The 15,969-nt window shown below is 58.7% G+C and carries 15 protein-coding genes; 6 read left to right on the top strand and 9 right to left on the bottom strand.

The features are described 5' to 3' along the window. Positions 1-75 precede the first annotated feature (75 nt). Positions 76-1,728: a bifunctional UDP-sugar hydrolase/5'-nucleotidase UshA gene (gene ushA / locus AC2FAJ_RS16785; RefSeq protein ID WP_028012202.1), complete on the top strand. Its 1,653-nt coding sequence runs from the start codon at positions 76-78 to the stop codon at positions 1,726-1,728. Positions 1,729-1,847: 119 nt separating this feature from the next. Here the strand turns inward: ushA and ybaK are convergent, their stop codons facing one another. The 3 genes from ybaK to copA all read right to left on the bottom strand — a co-directional run bounded on the left by ybaK (position 1,848) and on the right by copA (position 5,869). Then, positions 1,848-2,327, bottom strand: coding sequence for a Cys-tRNA(Pro)/Cys-tRNA(Cys) deacylase YbaK (gene ybaK / locus AC2FAJ_RS16790; protein WP_008499307.1), 480 nt, complete (start codon positions 2,325-2,327; stop codon positions 1,848-1,850). A 198-nt stretch (positions 2,328-2,525) separates the two neighbouring features. Next, positions 2,526-3,320 (bottom strand): TraB/GumN family protein, encoded by a 795-nt coding sequence (locus AC2FAJ_RS16795; RefSeq protein WP_045631425.1) that lies wholly within the window; start codon positions 3,318-3,320, stop codon positions 2,526-2,528. A gap of 50 nt (positions 3,321-3,370) precedes the next feature. Continuing rightward, complete coding sequence (gene copA / locus AC2FAJ_RS16800; RefSeq protein WP_047362420.1) at positions 3,371-5,869, bottom strand: copper-exporting P-type ATPase CopA; 2,499 nt, start codon at positions 5,867-5,869, stop codon at positions 3,371-3,373. 108 nt (positions 5,870-5,977) lie between these two features. Here copA and cueR point away from each other — a divergent pair, with 108 nt between their 5' ends. Further along, the gene (gene cueR / locus AC2FAJ_RS16805) at positions 5,978-6,388 is read left to right on the top strand and encodes a Cu(I)-responsive transcriptional regulator (protein ID WP_028012206.1); all 411 of its coding nucleotides are present in this window, start codon (positions 5,978-5,980) and stop codon (positions 6,386-6,388) included. Here the strand turns inward: cueR and AC2FAJ_RS16810 are convergent. From AC2FAJ_RS16810 to AC2FAJ_RS16820, 3 genes are all read right to left on the bottom strand, one after another. Continuing rightward, positions 6,385-6,837, bottom strand: a complete 453-nt coding sequence (locus AC2FAJ_RS16810; RefSeq protein WP_028012207.1) for an NfeD family protein — start codon at positions 6,835-6,837, stop codon at positions 6,385-6,387. The genes cueR and AC2FAJ_RS16810 overlap by 4 nt on opposite strands. Next, complete coding sequence (locus AC2FAJ_RS16815) at positions 6,834-7,748, bottom strand: SPFH domain-containing protein (RefSeq protein ID WP_008499312.1); 915 nt, start codon at positions 7,746-7,748, stop codon at positions 6,834-6,836. The genes AC2FAJ_RS16810 and AC2FAJ_RS16815 overlap by 4 nt, the downstream gene beginning before the upstream one ends. Positions 7,749-7,858: 110 nt before the next feature. Next, complete coding sequence (locus tag AC2FAJ_RS16820; RefSeq protein WP_041911048.1) at positions 7,859-8,716, bottom strand: hypothetical protein; 858 nt, start codon at positions 8,714-8,716, stop codon at positions 7,859-7,861. A gap of 246 nt (positions 8,717-8,962) precedes the next feature. Here AC2FAJ_RS16820 and fetA point away from each other — a divergent pair, with 246 nt between their 5' ends. Both fetA and fetB read left to right on the top strand, forming a co-directional pair. Next, positions 8,963-9,634: an iron efflux ABC transporter ATP-binding subunit FetA gene (gene fetA / locus AC2FAJ_RS16825; RefSeq protein ID WP_060573177.1), complete on the top strand. Its 672-nt coding sequence runs from the start codon at positions 8,963-8,965 to the stop codon at positions 9,632-9,634. After that, positions 9,627-10,409, top strand: coding sequence for an iron efflux ABC transporter permease subunit FetB (fetB, locus tag AC2FAJ_RS16830; protein WP_041911046.1), 783 nt, complete (start codon positions 9,627-9,629; stop codon positions 10,407-10,409). Before fetA ends, fetB begins: the two co-directional genes overlap by 8 nt. Positions 10,410-10,460: 51 nt before the next feature. On the opposite strand, the gene AC2FAJ_RS16835 is transcribed toward fetB, so the two are convergent. From AC2FAJ_RS16835 to tesA, 3 genes are read right to left on the bottom strand one after another with little or no spacing between them, the layout of a single operon-like run. Next, a complete protein-coding gene (locus AC2FAJ_RS16835; protein ID WP_041911045.1) occupies positions 10,461-11,315 on the bottom strand; it encodes a co-chaperone YbbN in 855 nt (284 codons plus the stop codon). Between the two features lie 58 nt (positions 11,316-11,373). Next, positions 11,374-12,183 carry an SDR family oxidoreductase gene (locus tag AC2FAJ_RS16840; protein ID WP_102863616.1) on the bottom strand — a complete coding sequence of 270 codons (810 nt, stop codon included), beginning with the start codon at positions 12,181-12,183 and terminating at the stop codon, positions 11,374-11,376. Next, entirely contained in the window at positions 12,173-12,796 is a 624-nt protein-coding gene (tesA, locus tag AC2FAJ_RS16845) for a multifunctional acyl-CoA thioesterase I/protease I/lysophospholipase L1 (protein WP_041911043.1), read from the bottom strand. The genes AC2FAJ_RS16840 and tesA overlap by 11 nt, the downstream gene beginning before the upstream one ends. Here tesA and ybbA point away from each other — a divergent pair. Beyond that, positions 12,767-13,453 carry a putative ABC transporter ATP-binding protein YbbA gene (gene ybbA, locus AC2FAJ_RS16850; RefSeq protein WP_041912055.1) on the top strand — a complete coding sequence of 229 codons (687 nt, stop codon included), beginning with the start codon at positions 12,767-12,769 and terminating at the stop codon, positions 13,451-13,453. The two genes, tesA and ybbA, sit on opposite strands and share 30 nt — an antisense overlap. Then, on the top strand, positions 13,450-15,864 hold the full coding sequence (ybbP, locus tag AC2FAJ_RS16855) for a putative ABC transporter permease subunit YbbP (protein ID WP_060573181.1): 2,415 nt from the start codon (positions 13,450-13,452) through the stop codon (positions 15,862-15,864). Before ybbA ends, ybbP begins: the two co-directional genes overlap by 4 nt. Positions 15,865-15,969: the final 105 nt, after the last annotated feature.

Genomic DNA, 15,969 nt, shown 5'->3' on the forward strand with positions numbered 1-15,969 from the left:
TTCTGAAAACTTATTTGTCTATTCTTGTTAGTCACTGTAATTTTTGCCTTTGTCTATTGGTCAGGGAGAGAGAAGATGAAGTTAATGAAGCGGGGCGTCGCGCTGGCGCTTATTGCCGCATGGGGCCTGGCAAGCCTGCCCGCGCAGGCGTATGAAAAAGATAAAACCTATAAAATCACCATTCTGCATACCAACGATCATCACGGTCATTTCTGGCGCAGTGAATACGGCGAGTATGGTCTGTCGGCGCAAAAAACGCTGGTGGACGGCATTCGCAAAGAGGTGGCGGCCCAGGGCGGCAGCGTGCTGTTGCTCTCAGGCGGGGATATTAATACCGGCGTGCCGGAATCGGATTTACAGGATGCTGAACCCGATTTCCGCGGCATGAATTTAATCGGTTACGACGCGATGGCCGTCGGCAACCACGAGTTTGACAATCCGCTGAGCGTGCTGCGCCAGCAGGAGAAATGGTCCAAATTCCCGTTCCTCTCCGCCAATATTTACCAGAAAAGCACCGGCGAACGTCTGTTTAAACCGTGGGCGCTGTTTAAGCGTCAGGATCTCAAAATTGCGGTCATCGGCTTAACCACCGACGATACGGCAAAAATCGGTAACCCTGAGTTCTTCACCGATATCGAATTCCGCAAACCGGCAGACGAAGCGAAGCTGGTGATTCAGGAGCTGCAGCAGAACGAAAAGCCGGACGTGATTATCGCCACTACCCACATGGGACACTACGATAACGGCGAGCACGGCTCCAATGCGCCCGGCGACGTGGAGATGGCGCGCAGCCTGCCAGCGGGCTCGCTGGCGATGATTGTGGGCGGTCACTCGCAGGATCCGGTGTGCATGGCGTCGGAGAACAAAAAGCAGGTGGACTACGTGCCGGGCACGCCGTGTGCGCCAGATCGTCAGAACGGGATCTGGATTGTGCAGGCCCACGAGTGGGGTAAATACGTGGGGCGGGCGGACTTTGAGTTTCGTAACGGTGAGATGAAGCTGGTGCGCTATCAGCTCATCCCGGTGAACCTGAAGAAGAAAGTCACCTACCCGGACGGGAAAAGCGAGCGCGTACTTTACACGCCAGAGATTGCTGAAAACCAGCAGATGCTCTCCCTGCTGACGCCGTTCCAGAACAAAGGCAAGGCGCAGCTGGACGTGAAAATCGGCACGCTGAACGGTCGTCTGGAAGGGGACCGCAGTAAAGTCCGCTTCGTGCAGACCAACATGGGCCATCTGGTGCTGGCGGCGCAGATGGCGCGCACGAATGCGGACTTCGGCGTGATGAGCGGCGGCGGCATTCGTGACTCCATCGAAGGCGGAAACATCACCTATAAAGACGTGCTGAAGGTGCAGCCGTTCGGCAATGTGGTGGTGTATGCGGATATGAGCGGGAAAGAGGTCGTTGACTACCTGACCGCCGTGGCGCAGATGAAGCCGGACTCGGGTGCCTATCCGCAGTTTGCCAACGTCAGCTTTGTGGCGAAGGACGGCAAGCTCAACGATCTCAAAATCAAAGGCGAGCCGGTCGATCCGGCGAAAACCTACCGTCTGGCGACGTTAAGCTTTAACGCCACCGGCGGCGACGGCTATCCGCACATCGATAATAAACCGGGCTACGTAAACACCGGTTTTATTGATGCGGAAGTGCTGAAGCAGTACATCGAGCAGAATTCGCCGATTGACGTGAATGCCTATGAGCCGAAAGGTGAGGTGAGCTGGCAGTAGTGTTGTGCGGCCTGATGTCCTCACTCCAACCCTCTCCCACTGGGAGAGGGTGCGAACACAAAAAACGGTAACGCCTGTTACCGTTTTGCTTTTACCTCGTAGCCGCCACCCGGCTTTTTTTACTCCCGGCGGGCAATATCCGCAAACTTCGCATCCAGCATTTTCGCCAGATCGCCCGCGGCCAGTTCAATATCCAGCCCGCGTTTACCGCCCGAAATATAGATCGTCTCAAATTCCTGCGAAGGCGCATCGATCAGCGTCGGCAGGCGTTTTTTCTGTCCGAGCGGGCTGATCCCGCCCACCAGATAGCCCGTGGTGCGTTGCGCAACCATCGGGTCCGCCATATCGACCTTTTTCGCCCCCAGCGCTTTCGCTACCTTTTTGAGATCGAGCTGTCCGGCAACGGGCGTTACCGCCACGGCGAGGTGTTTCATATCGCCATTCACCGCCACCAGCAGCGTTTTATAGACCTGGTCAGCGTTCAGCCCCAGCTTGCGCACCACTTCATCACCAAAGTTGGTTTCGTTCGGATCGTGATCGTAGGTATGGATCCGGAAAGAAATATTGTTTTTTTCGAGTAATTTAACGGCGGGAGTCATAGCTATCCTTCTTACGACAGACAATTCATGCAGCCAGCATACGCCTGACGTTTGTCTAAAAAATAGCACCATCTTGCGCAATAGTGTTGGCAGTGATGGTCACTTTGAGCGACAATCGGCTCAGCCGAAGGTCACTTCGGTATAATAAAAACGATGAAATTCCTCTTTGACGGGCCAATAGAGATATTGGCCATTTTTTTATTTCAACAGCGACGGCAAATTCCCTTCGCCGTATAAATGCAGCGCCCCGACCGCGACCACGTACTCCCCCGCAGGTAAAGCATGCAGCGTCTCTCGCCAGGCTTTGTTGCGCGCATTCATCAGCACATCATAAAGCGATTCACTGAACGTCGACGGTAGCGCCAGCTTACCGTCCGCGGGCGGCGCATCCAGCCACCAGCCAATCATGGTTTGCAGCAGACGCGCGTTGGTGTGCCAGTGGGTCAGGGTATCATCCAGCAGCATCAGACCGTCGTCAGGAAGCTGGCGCAGGAGCGCAATCTGGCTATCCGTCCCTTCCAGCTCGATGATGGGCATACGGCGCGCCCGCGCCACGTTCAGCAGCTGGTAATCAATGCCATAGTCACCGCGCAGGCCCAGACGCTGCGCCTGCGTGGCCTGCAGCACCATTGCAATTTGCCACAGCGGCAGGGTGTCAATCATGGAGAGCGACACGCCGGTTTCTGCCGCCACGCGCCTCAGCTCCGCGAGCTGGTCGTCGTTCAGGCGCTCCGCCAGCGGGAGATCGCTTTCAAGCCCGGCAAACGGCGACTCGTGGCCGGAAATGTCCGCCTCGACGACCAGCGCGTCGGCGCGCTTCAGGCGTTTTATCAGACCGGATGGCAGAGGAGACATTCCCTGCGTGCCCATATGGATGCTGCCGACCAGGTGCAGGTGTTGCCCGCCGGGAAGCGAGATATCCAGGCCGGGCCAGGCATAGCGGCGGGGGAAGAGGGCGCGAAACGATGCTTTTATACGATTAAACAGACTCATACGCGCTCCATGACCGGAAAGGGTCATGCTAGCGCGTACGAGAACAAGGTTCAATCCTTCGGTTTAAACCGCAGCAGACGGTTGGCGTTGCTCACTACGGTAATGGAGGAGAGTGCCATCGCCGCACCCGCAACCACCGGGTTCAGCAGGGTGCCGGTCAGCGGCCACAAAATGCCCGCGGCAACCGGAATACCGAGCGAGTTATAGACGAACGCCCCCAGCAGGTTCTGCTTCATGTTGCGCAACGTGGCTTTCGAAATGGCCAGGGCGTCGGCAACGCCCATCAGGCTGTGGCGCATCAGCGTAATGGCGGCGGTTTCAATGGCGACATCGCTCCCGCCACCCATGGCTATCCCTACGTCCGCCTGGGCCAGCGCCGGGGCGTCGTTGATGCCGTCGCCCACCATCGCCACCTGGCGACCCTGACTTTGCAGGTTCTTGATGGCATCCGCTTTGCCGTCCGGCAGCACGCCCGCAATCACCTCATCAATACCGGCCTCTTTTGCGATGGCGTTGGCGGTGGTCGGGTTATCCCCGGTCAGCATCACCAGGCGATAGCCCGCGCGGTGCAGGCGCTGTAAGGCATCCACGCTGTCCTGGCGAAGCGGATCGCGCACGGCCAGCAGCGCGGCGGCTTTGCCATCCACCGCCAGCAGAACCGGGGTGGCGCCCCGAGACGCCTGTGCTTTCAGCTCTTCTTCCAGCGCGGACGTATCAACACCGTTTTCATTCAGCAGCGCCTGGTTACCTAGCAGCAGCGCGTGGCCGTCGGCTTCACCGCTGACGCCAAGCCCGCGCAGGGTACGGAAATTGCTGACCTGCGGCAGGGCTGCATCGCCCGCTTTGTCGAGAATGGCGCGGGCCAGCGGGTGGCTGGAACCTTGCTCCAGCGCGGCGGCAAGGCGCAGCGCATCCTCTTGCGCAATGCCTGCGGTGCTCACGGCCACTACCTGCGGTTTGCCTTCGGTCAGCGTACCGGTTTTATCAAAGACAATCGTATCCAGGGTGCTCGCCCGCTGCAGGGCATCCGCATCACGGACCAGCACGCCAAACTCGGCGGCACGGCCCACGCCGGAGATAATCGACATCGGCGTCGCCAGCCCAAGAGCGCACGGACAGGCGATGATCAGCACCGTAGTGGCGATGACCAGGGTGTAAACAATCTGCGGTGCCGGGCCGAAGAAATACCAGATCGCCGCGCTCAGCAGAGCAATGCCGACCACTACCGGCACAAAAATGGCCGAGATTTTGTCAGCAAGCTGGCCAATCTCCGGCTTGCTGCTCTGGGCCTGGCGGACCATGCGGATAATACGCGACAGCGTGGTGTGGCTACCGACGGCACTGGCGCGGAACAGCACGCTGCCGTCCTGCACTACCGTACCGGCATGAACCGCATCGCCCTGTGATTTTTGTTGGGGGATCGGCTCCCCGGTCAACATCGCTTCGTCCAGCCAGGCGTCGCCCTGGGTGATTTCACCGTCGACGGGCACCCGGTCGCCGGTGGTCAGGCGCAGCGTCATGCCCGGCTGTACCTCAGCCAGCGGGACGCTTTTTTCCCCATCGTCCGTGACCACGCGGGCCGTCGGCGGGGTTAAATCGAGCAAGCGTTCCAGCGCTTTCGAGGAGCGCTGACGGGCGCGCGCTTCCAGCATGTGGCCCAGGTTAATCAGGCCGATAATCATGGCGCTGGCTTCATAATAGAGATGGCGGGCTTCCATCGGGAACCACTGGGGCCAGACGTTCACGCTCATGGAGTAAAGCCACGCCGCGCCGGTACCGAGCGCAACCAGCGTATCCATCGTCGCCGTGCGGTTTTTCAGGCTCTTCCAGGCGCTGGTATAAAAATGCCCACCTGCAAAGACCATGACCGCAAGGGTAATTAAACCAATCACCAGCCACAGCGTGCGGTTATCTGCGGTGACCATCATGTTGTCACCCATCATGCCCCACACCATCACCGGAATACCGACCAGCAGGGCGACGATCGCCTGCCAGCGGAAGCGCTTCATGGTGGCAATAGCCGTTTCCTGCTGGCGTTCGCGGCGCTCGGCATCATCTTCGATGGCCTCCGCCCCGTAGCCCGCTTTTTCCACGGCCTGCACTAAATCTGCGGCGGAGGCACTGCCCATCACCAGCGCAGTACGCTCCGCAAGGTTGACCCGTGCCTGTGCGACGCCCGGTACCGCCTGCAGGGCGTTCTGCACGCGGGAGACGCAGCTGGCGCAGCTCATGCCGTTGATCAGCAGCTGTTGGCTGTCATCAATATCATCTGCTGCCGGAAGCTCAGGAGTGGCCGCTGTCAGCGCTTCCGACGGGGATGATGACTCTGCCAGCGGGTTAGCCTTTGGGTGGCTTAACTCCGCCCCATAACCGGCCTGTTTAATAGTATCAATCAGCGCGTCCGCGCTGGCGCTGCCGGTCACGGCGGCATGGTCGATAGTCACTTCAGCGCTTTCAACGTCAGGACGCTGTTCCAGGCTTTCTTTAACACGTTTGACGCAGTGGCCGCAGGAGAGGCCGTCCAGCGTCAGGTCGATAGTGTGAGACATAACAAAACTCCCGTATAATATATTGGTCAGTTGTTGACCGGAGTAACGCTTTTCGCTAACTGTTATGAAGGTTAAACCTTCCCTCAAGGGGAAGGTCAAGGGGGAAATGTGAATATCAGTGACGTGGCAAAAAAAACCGGCTTAACCAGCAAGGCGATCCGCTTTTATGAAGAGAAGGGGCTGGTAACGCCACCGCTGCGCAGTGAAAACGGCTACCGCAGCTACACGCAGCTGCATCTCGATGAGCTGACGCTGCTGCGCCAGGCAAGACAGGTGGGGTTTAACCTGGAAGAGTGCGGCGAGCTGGTTAACCTGTTTAACGATCCGAAGCGCCACAGCGCGGACGTGAAAAAACGCACGCTGGAAAAAGTGGCGGAGATCGAGCGCCACATCATCGAGCTACAGGCGATGCGCGAACAGCTGCTGCAGCTGGCGGAATCCTGTCCGGGTGATGACAGCGCCGACTGCCCGATTATTGATAATCTTGCCGGCTGCTGCCATCGCAAAACCCACGTCTAGCAGGCTTTTACCCGCAGCGTAATCCCTTCCACCGCAATGACCTCAACCTGCGTTCCGGCACTGAGGTCGTCGTCGGCCACCACCGGCCACGAGCTGTCGCCCACGCGCATGTGCCCGCGCCCGTTCACCAGCGCGGCGTCAAGCGTAAAGCGCTTGCCGACAATCTGCTGTCCGCGCTGGTTGAGATGCGCGTCCAGCGGTTTCTGCTCTTTGACCTGACGGTTAAGCCAGCGCCACCACAGCCAGGCGGCAACCAGCGTCAGCACGGCAAACAGCGCGCCCTGCCACGCCCAGCCCAGAGGAAGGATCCAGACCAGCAGGCCCGTAATGACAGCGGCAACACCGCTCCAGAGCAGGTAGCCGTTGCCGCCAAGCATCTCCGCCGCCAGCAATAAGCCACCGAGGCTTAGCCAGAAGGCATGAGGATGTGCAACGATGAGCTCAATCATTTTTTACGCTCGTTTCCGCTGTCTTTGATCAGTTCGGCGATCCCTGCGATAGAGCCCATCAGGCTGCTGGCGTCCAGGGGCATCATCACCACTTTGCTGTTGTTCGCGGAGCCGATCTCTTTCAGCGCATCGGTATATTTTTGCGCCACGAAGTAGTTCACGGCCTGGATATCACCGGCGGCAATCGCCTCGGAGACCATCTGTGTCGCACGGGCTTCCGCTTCTGCGGAACGTTCACGCGCTTCCGCCTGTAAGAACGCGGACTGACGGTCGCCTTCGGCTTTCAGGATCTGCGACTGTTTTTCCCCTTCCGCTTTGAGGATCTCCGCCTGACGGACCCCTTCGGCTTCCAGAATATAGGCACGCTTGGTACGCTCGGCCTTCATCTGCGCGTTCATGGAGGCGATCAGCTCTGCCGGTGGGCGCACGTCGCGGATCTCAATACGGGTGACTTTGATCCCCCACGGGTTCGTTGCCTCGTCAACAATGTGCAGCAGGCGGGTATTGATGCTGTCGCGCTGGGAGAGCATTTCGTCCAGCTCCATCGAGCCGAGCACGGTACGGATGTTGGTCATCGTCAGGTTGACGATCGCCAGCTCCAGGTTGCTCACCTCATAGGCCGCTTTCGGCGCATCAATCACCTGAATAAAGCAGACGGCATCAATGGTAACGTTGGCGTTATCTTTGGAGATCACTTCCTGAGAGGGGATATCCAGCACCTGCTCCATCATGTTGATCTTGCGACCAATCCGGTCCATGAACGGCACAATCAGGCTTAGGCCGGGCTGCAGCGTGTTGGTATAGCGGCCGAAGCGCTCTACGGTCCACTGGTAACCCTGAGGGACAATTTTGACACCTGCGCCCACGATAACCAGCGCGACGAATATAAGGACGGGAACAACGATGAGCATAAAAACCTCCTGTTTTGCATGCTTTGATGAGAAAAAGCGCGTGTTTACTATTCGTAAGTATATCGGCTAATGGGCTAAAATTCGCCCCGTCCGACGGGCGGGGCAGAGCGTTAGTGGTAGCTGTAGGTAAAGTCAGCGATCAGCGCATCGTCACCCGCATCGGCGATGGCTTTCGACAGGCCGTGATAGAAGGTCTCCAGCCCAATCTCTTCGACCTGGCGCAGCTGCTCGCGGATCGGCGCGCAGAACAGTTCCGCATTGCCCGCGCCCACGCGCTTGTTGTTCGGCGGAAGCTGACCGGTGATCCCTTTAAACCAGGTGCGTACCGCGCCCTTCAGAGAGGTGGGTGCGTCGTTGACGGCGTCGTGTCCCGTCAGAATTTGCAGCGTCGGGAACTGGTCTGCACAGACTGCCGTTTTCATACGCGCATAAAACTGGCTGAAGAGTTCGAAAGACTGCAGATCGGTGACTTTGGGTTTGGTCGTTTTGCCCTGAACGTTGCCGGTCTTTTTCGCCGCGGGCTGCGCGGGCGCCAGCTTATTGAGCTGCAGATCGAACAGCAGGTTCGCGTGTTCGCGTCGTTTGCTTACGTCCGGGAAGCGTTCGATAAACGCGCGGATAAATTCCGGCGTCATCAAGTCCGCAAAATCATGGTTGACCAGCCACTGGCCGCGGGCAAACTCACCGGGAGACTGGAACCAGGCCGGAACCTTGCCCGGCTCGAACTCTTTGACATTCCCTCTGCCGTCGATTTCAACGAAGCGAGTGCCGTTATCAAACGCAAAGCGGCAATTCTTCAGCTGAATGACCGGCTTCATCTTCAGCAGGCCCTTAACGAACCGGACAAGCTCTCCCCCGAACACATAAGCCGTAACGGATTCTGAAGCAATGGCAGCAAGCAGCTGATCGATGGTTTTCACGCCGGGTTCAAGTTCAGAAAACTCATAAAAAGTGTGAATATTAGACATTCTTGTACTTCCTTATTGTGTTGCGGGCAGAGCTTAACACCACTTTAACGAATGTTCTAAACCAGGGATACGGAAGTGTCGCTAAGGTCACGGCGTAAACTGTAAAGCGAAAGTGTAAAGCATGTCTAATGAATGCACGGTAAACACAATCGGAAGTCTTGGTGGCGAAAGGGGGCGCTAAAACGCGTTGTGACGAACGTGCGGCACGGATTATGCTAATAACGCTCAGGAGTTACTGGAAAAAATATGAACAACGAAAATGCAGTTTTGCAGATAAAGGACGTCGGCTTTCGTGTCGCAAATAACACGATCCTTCAGCACGTCGGGTTTAACCTTTCTCCCGGTGAGTTCAAGCTGATAACGGGGCCGTCAGGCTGCGGTAAAAGCACCTTACTGAAGATTGTGGCCTCACTGCTGAGCCCAACGGAGGGAACCATTCTGTTTGAAGGGCAGGATATTGCGTCACTTTCCCCGGAAAGCTATCGCCAGCAGGTCTCTTATTGCGTCCAAACGCCCGTGCTTTTTGGCGACACGGTTTTTGATAACCTGATTTTTCCGTGGCAAATCCGCAATAAAACGCCGGAGCCGGAAAAATTCATCGACGATCTGGCCCGTTTTGGCCTGGCGAAGGAGACGCTGACCAAATCCATCAGTGAGCTCTCGGGCGGCGAAAAGCAGCGCGTCTCGCTGATCCGTAATCTGCAGTTCTTACCGAAGGTATTGCTGCTGGATGAGATCACCAGCGCGCTCGATGATGCCAACAAACGCAACGTCAACGAGCTTATTCATCGTTACGCCCGCGAGCAGAATATTGCCGTGCTGTGGGTGACGCACGACTCAAACGAAATTACCCATGCGGATGACGTGATTACGCTCCAGCCGCACGGCGGGAAAATGCAGGAGGCCAACCGTGGGTGAGCATAACATTACCAATGAATCTCTGGCGTTTTCGATGGTGCTGGTGCTGATTGCTATCGTCGTCAGCTACCGGGAAAAGCTGGGCCTGGAAAAAGATATTGTCTGGAGTATCTGCCGCGCGGTGGTTCAGCTCATCATCGTCGGCTATGTGCTGAAGTATATTTTCAACGTCAACCACGCGGTGCTGACGCTGCTGATGGTGCTCTTCATCTGCTTTAACGCGGCGTGGAACGCGCAGAAACGCAGTAAATATATTGATAAGGCGTTTATCTCGTCATTTATCGCGATTACCACCGGGACGGCGCTCACCCTGGCGGTGCTGGTACTCTCTGGCTCGATTGAGTTTACGCCGATGCAGGTGATCCCTATCTCCGGGATGATTGCGGGAAACGCCATGGTGGCCGTTGGCCTGTGCTACAACAACCTCGGCCAGCGTTTCAGCAGTGAACAGCAGCAGCTGCAGGAGAAGTTAAGCCTGGGGGCGACGCCAAAAGTGGCTTCAGCGCGGCTGATTCGTGAGAGCATTCGCTCATCACTGATCCCGACCGTGGATTCTGCCAAAACGGTGGGGCTGGTGAGCCTGCCGGGCATGATGTCGGGGCTGATCTTTGCCGGTATCGATCCGGTAAAAGCGATTAAGTATCAGATCATGGTGACGTTTATGCTGCTTTCCACGGCGAGCCTGTCAACCATCATTGCCTGCTATCTGACCTATCGGAAGTTCTACAACCCGCGCCACCAGCTGGTGGTGACGCCGTTGAAAAAGACGGGGTAATATCGGTTTTTTGTAGGCCCGGTAAGCGTTAGCGCCACCGGGCATTTTTTGTTAGTAGAGCAGCGCGTACAACTGACGACGATACTTCGACGCCAGCGCGTCTCCGGTGCCCAGCGCGGCCAGGATCTCCTGGAACATCTTGCGCGCCTGACCGTCTGCGGCAGCCAGATCTTTCTGCAGGTGGCTGAACAGCAGCTCCAGCGCCTCTTCGTTACGTCCCACCTGATGCAGCTGGAGCGCCAGCTGGCTTGCCAGCGCGGCATCCGCCGGGTTGTCGGCCACCTGCTGCTGCAGCTGCTGAATTTCCGGAGTGTCCGCCGCCTGCTTTAGCAGCTCAATCTGCGCCACCAGCCCCTGATAGCGAGTATCCTGATCCTGCATTGGTACCGTCTTGAGCACGGCTTCCGCGTCTTCTGAACGGTGCAGGGCGATCTGCGTTTCCGCCAGCAGCAGGCCGATCTGGCTGTCCTGGTTCGACAGCTGCCACGCCTCTTTCAGCAGCGGCAGCGCCTCGTCGTATTTGCCTTCCTGCATCAGCACCATCGCTTCCTGCGCTTTCAGCTCTTCTTCGCGCGGCAGCACTTTATCCAGCAGGGCGCGAATCGCCTCTTCCGGCTGGGGGCCCTGGAAGCCATCGACAGGCTGGCCGTTCTGGAACAGATAAACGGTTGGAATGGCGCGCAGACCAAACTGCGACGCCACCATCGGCTCGGCGTCACAGTCCAGTTTCGCCAGAATGAACTGACCGTTGTACTGCGCGGCAAGGCTTTCCAGCACCGGCGTCAGCTGCAGACAGTGCTGGCTGCGCTCAGACCAGAAGTAGAACAGTACCGGTTTAGCCATCGACTGTTCGAGGACCTGTTGCAGGTTTGCTTCTGTAATATTGACGATATTCTGTACGGACATGCGGCTTTCTCTTTTGTCGGTTTACTCTTTACATGGGGATGAGCGTCGTCGCTTCAACTCAGCCGTGCAAAATTTTGTCCATTATCCTGCCCGGCAGCAGGCGCTTTAACCAGCCGACGGCATGGGTGACCAGCGTCACCGGATAGCGCATTTTGGGATGCTCGCTCTCAAAAGCATGGCGCACTTTGGCAACCACCGCCTCTGGCCCGAGGGTAAAACGTGCGGCGATGCCGGGATTTTCGACCGGCTTGTCCGCCTGGGTCTGGTTCACGTTTTCGGTAAAGCGGGTGCGGATCGGCCCGGGTTCAATCAGGCTGACCTTGATGCCGCTGTGGCGCAGCTCCATGCGCAGGGCGTCGGACCAGGCTTCCAGCGCATATTTGCTGGCGGCGTAGGCGCCGCGGCCCGGGGTGGAAATCAGCCCCATCACTGACGATGTCATCACGATGCGCCCTTCGCCGTGCGGCAGCATGGCCGGGAGCAGACGCATGGTGAGCTGATGGACGCCAAAGAAATTGGTTGAAAACTGCTTCTCCAGCGTTTCGCGCGAGAGCGTATCCAGCGGGCCATACACGCCGTAACCGGCATTATTAAAGAGACCGTACAGACGGCCTTCGGTCAGGGCTATCACCTCGTCGGCGGCGCGTTCAACGCTCTCCGGCGAGTCCATATCCAACTGTATGCCGGTAAAGCCCAGCCCGTTCATGCGTTCGACATCGTCAGGCTTGCGGCACGCTGCCAGCACCCTAAATCCCTGGCGCTTTAGTTCAAGCGCGCTTTCAAGGCCGATTCCGCTGGAACATCCTGTAATTAAGACCGATTTTTGCATAACTTTACCTGTCAGGAACTCCGCTGAATTACGAGTCATGTTTAACTAAAGGAGCCAACCGCGTTGCCATCCAGTCGGCAATAAACGGCTGCGCATCGCGATTGGGGTGGATACCGTCGTCCTGCATCCACTGAGGTTTGAGATAGACCTCTTCCATGAAAAATGGCAGGAGCGGAATATCAAACTCTTTGGCAAGCTTAGGGTAGATCGCGCTAAAGGCTTCATTATACCGACGACCGTAGTTGGCGGGCAGGCGAATTTGCATCAGCAGCGGCTGGGCGTTTGCCGCCTTGATGTCCTGCAAAATGGTGCGCAGCGTTTGCTCGGTTTGCTGCGGCTGGAAGCCACGCAGGCCGTCATTACCGCCAAGCTCAACCAGCACCCAGCGCGGTTGATGCTGCTTAAGCAGCGCAGGCAGGCGCGACAGACCCTGCTGCGAGGTATCGCCGCTGATGCTGCCGTTGATAACGGTCGTCTTGCTTTGCCATTTGTCATTGAGCAGAGCCGGCCAGGCCGCGCTGGCCGCCATGCGGTAGCCCGCGCTCAGGCTGTCGCCAAGAATCAGTAACGTGTCCGCTGCCGCCGCGCGGAAGGTCATCAGCATCAAAAACAGGAAGGGCAAATGCCAGCGGAAAACAGTGTTGAAGTTCATCGTCTTAAGAAGTCCGTCGGTCAGGGGGAGCAGGAGCTTTCAATCCTTACCGGAGTTGAACTCGTTGTCAAACGCGCCGAAACCATCGCGCTGATTGGCGAATCCGGTTCCGGCAAGTCTACGCTGCTGGCGATTCTGGCCGGTCTGGACGACGGCAGCAGCGGCGAAGTCCACCTGGTCGGGCAACCGCTGCACCAGCTTGATGAAGAGGCGCGAGCCGCGCTGCGCGCGCGGCATATCGGTTTTGTCTTTCAGTCTTTTATGCTGATCCCGACCCTGAACGCGCTGGAAAACGTCGAGCTCCCGGCGCTGCTGCGCGGCGAAAAGAGTCGCGAAAGCCGCACGCATGCGAAGGCGCTGCTGGAACAGCTCGGCCTGGGCAAGCGCCTCGACCATCTTCCGGCACAGCTTTCCGGCGGCGAGCAGCAGCGCGTGGCGCTGGCGCGGGCGTTTAATGGCCGCCCGGAAGTGCTGTTTGCCGATGAACCCACCGGCAACCTTGACCGTAAAACCGGCGACAAAATTGCTGATCTGCTGTTTTCGCTTAACCGCGAACATGGCACCACGCTGATCCTCGTGACCCACGATCCGCAGCTGGCCGCCCGCTGCGACCGCCGCCTGCGGCTGGTGAACGGTATTCTTCAGGAGGAAGCATGATCGCCCGCTGGTTCTGGCGCGAATGGCGCTCGCCCTCGCTGCTGATTGTCTGGCTGGCGTTAAGCCTGGCGGTGGCCTGCGTGCTGGCGCTCGGCAGCGTCAGCGACCGTATGGAAAAAGGGCTCAGCCAGCAGAGCCGCGAATTTATGGCCGGGGACCGGGCGCTGCAAAGCTCGCGTCCTGTGCCGCCTGGCTGGATTGAGGAAGCGCGCAAGGAAGGGCTAAAGGTGGGGGAGCAGCTCACCTTCCAGACCATGACCTTCGCGGGGGACACCCCGCAGCTCGCCAGCGTGAAGGCCGTGGATGACATCTACCCGATGTACGGGGAATTACAAACCAGCCCGCCGGGGCTAAAGCCGACGCCCGGCACGGTGCTGCTGGCATCGCGCCTGATGGCACTTCTCAACCTGAAACCCGGCGACAGTATTGACGTTGGCGATGCCACGCTGAAAATCGCCGGGGAAGTGGTGCAGGAGCCGGACTCCGGCTTTAACCCGTTCCAGCTCGCGCCGCGCCTGCTGATGAACACCGCTGATGTCGCTAAAACCAACGCCGTCCAGCCGGGAAGCCGCGTCACCTGGCGCTACAAGTTTGGCGGCACGTCCGCGCAGCTGGAGGCGTATGAAAAATGGCTTCTGCCGCAGCTCAAGCCGGAACACCGCTGGTACGGGCTGGAGCAGGACGAAGGGGCGCTCGGCAAATCCCTCGAACGTTCCCAACAGTTCCTGCTGCTGTCGGCGCTGTTAACCCTGCTGCTGGCGGTGGCGGCGGTTGCCGTGGCGATGGGGCACTACTGCCGCAGCCGCTACGACCTGGTGGCGATCCTTAAAACCCTCGGCGCGGGGCGGGCGCAGCTGCGCAAGCTGATCGTCGGCCAGTGGCTGATGCTGCTGGCCCTCTCTGCGCTTACCGGCGGAATAATAGGCCTGCTGTTTGAAAAACTGCTGATGGTGATGCTGAAACCGGTGCTGCCGGCCGCCTTGCCCCCGGCAAGCCTCTGGCCGTGGCTGTGGGCGATGGGCGCGATGACGGTGATCTCGGTGCTGGTGGGGCTGCGCCCGTACCGCCTGCTGCTCGCGACGCAGCCGCTGCGGGTGCTGCGCAATGATGTGGTGGCGAACGTCTGGCCGCTGAAGTTCTATCTTCCGGCGATTATTGCTGTTGCGGTCGGGCTGCTGGCCTGGCTGATGGGCGGCAGCACCCTGCTGTGGGCCGTGCTGGCCGGCGCGGTGGTACTGGCGCTGCTGTGCGGCGTGCTGGGCTGGATACTGCTCAACGTCCTGAAAAGGCTGACGGTAAAATCCCTGCCTGTGCGGCTGGCGGTCAACCGCCTGCTGCATCAGCCCTGGTCAACGCTCAGCCAGCTGTCGGCCTTTTCGCTGTCGTTTATGTTGCTGGCGCTGCTTCTCGTGCTTCGCGGAGATCTGCTGGATCGCTGGCAGCAGCAGCTTCCGCCGGAAAGCCCGAACTATTTCCTGATCAACATCGCACCGGAACAGGTGACGCCGCTGAAGGGCTTCCTGTCGGAGCATCACATTATTCCCGAGTCGTTCTATCCCATCGTCCGTGCGCGTCTGACGCAGATCAACGGCCAGTCAACCGAGGGGAACAAGGACGAGTCGCTTAACCGCGAACTCAACCTGACCTGGCAGGAGAAACGTCCCGACCATAACCCGATTACCGCCGGTAGCTGGCCGCCGAAAGCGGGAGAGGTGTCGATGGAAGAGGGGCTGGCGACGCGCCTGAACGTGAAGCTCGGGGACAGCGTGACCTTCACCGGTGATACCCAGGATTTTACCGCCAAAGTCACCAGCCTCCGTAAAGTGGACTGGGAAAGCCTGCGGCCAAACTTCTTCTTCATCTTCCCGCCGGGCGCGCTGGACGGGCAGCCGCAGAGCTGGCTGACCAGCTTCCGCTGGGAAAACGGCAACGGCATGCTGACGCAGCTTAACCGGGAGTTCCCGACGGTGAGCCTGCTGGATATTGGCGCGATCCTCAAACAGGTCGGTCAGGTGCTGGAGCAGGTGAGCCGCGCGCTGGAGGTGATGGTGGTGCTGGTGACAATCTGCGGCATATTGCTGCTGCTGGCTCAGGTGCAGGTGGGCATGCGCCAGCGTCATCAGGAACTGATAGTCTACCGCACGCTCGGCGCGAGTAAGCGGCTGCTGCGGGCGACGCTCTGGAGCGAGTTTGCGCTGCTTGGGCTGGTGGCGGGTCTGGTCGCGGCGATTGGCGCGGAGACGGCGTTGGCGGTGCTGCAGACAAAGGTCTTCGACTTCCCGTGGGAGCCTGACTGGCGTCTCTGGCTAGTACTCCCTCTCTGCGGCGCGGTGCTTCTCTCCCTCTGCGGGGGCTGGCTCGGGGCGCGATTGTTAAAGGGCAAGGCCCTGTTCCGGCAGTTTGTGAATTGATTTGGCATGGTAATAATTACGCACCGGTTTTTTATGCCGGTGCGCAATGCTTAAATAGCACAAAGTGATAATGCCAACGCATTTAGTAGCACAAAACATTAAAAA

This window comes from Enterobacter cloacae complex sp. 385G4 (genome assembly GCF_057320665.1).

Bases quoted from the DNA above. Each gene is read 5' to 3' on its own strand.
- AC2FAJ_RS16815 (WP_008499312.1), bottom strand. From the start codon at position 7,748: ATGCTCATCGTTGTTCCCGTCCTTATATTCGTCGCGCTGGTTATCGTG.
- ushA (WP_028012202.1), top strand. From the start codon at position 76: ATGAAGTTAATGAAGCGGGGCGTCGCGCTGGCGCTTATTGCCGCATGG.
- copA (WP_047362420.1), bottom strand. From the start codon at position 5,869: ATGTCTCACACTATCGACCTGACGCTGGACGGCCTCTCCTGCGGCCAC.
- AC2FAJ_RS16810 (WP_028012207.1), bottom strand. From the start codon at position 6,837: ATGATTGAGCTCATCGTTGCACATCCTCATGCCTTCTGGCTAAGCCTC.
- ybbP (WP_060573181.1), top strand. From the start codon at position 13,450: ATGATCGCCCGCTGGTTCTGGCGCGAATGGCGCTCGCCCTCGCTGCTG.
- AC2FAJ_RS16840 (WP_102863616.1), bottom strand. From the start codon at position 12,183: ATGACTCGTAATTCAGCGGAGTTCCTGACAGGTAAAGTTATGCAAAAA.
- AC2FAJ_RS16835 (WP_041911045.1), bottom strand. From the start codon at position 11,315: ATGTCCGTACAGAATATCGTCAATATTACAGAAGCAAACCTGCAACAG.
- ybbA (WP_041912055.1), top strand. From the start codon at position 12,767: ATGCCAGCGGAAAACAGTGTTGAAGTTCATCGTCTTAAGAAGTCCGTC.
- fetA (WP_060573177.1), top strand. From the start codon at position 8,963: ATGAACAACGAAAATGCAGTTTTGCAGATAAAGGACGTCGGCTTTCGT.
- AC2FAJ_RS16795 (WP_045631425.1), bottom strand. From the start codon at position 3,320: ATGAGTCTGTTTAATCGTATAAAAGCATCGTTTCGCGCCCTCTTCCCC.
- tesA (WP_041911043.1), bottom strand. From the start codon at position 12,796: ATGAACTTCAACACTGTTTTCCGCTGGCATTTGCCCTTCCTGTTTTTG.
- ybaK (WP_008499307.1), bottom strand. From the start codon at position 2,327: ATGACTCCCGCCGTTAAATTACTCGAAAAAAACAATATTTCTTTCCGG.
- AC2FAJ_RS16820 (WP_041911048.1), bottom strand. From the start codon at position 8,716: ATGTCTAATATTCACACTTTTTATGAGTTTTCTGAACTTGAACCCGGC.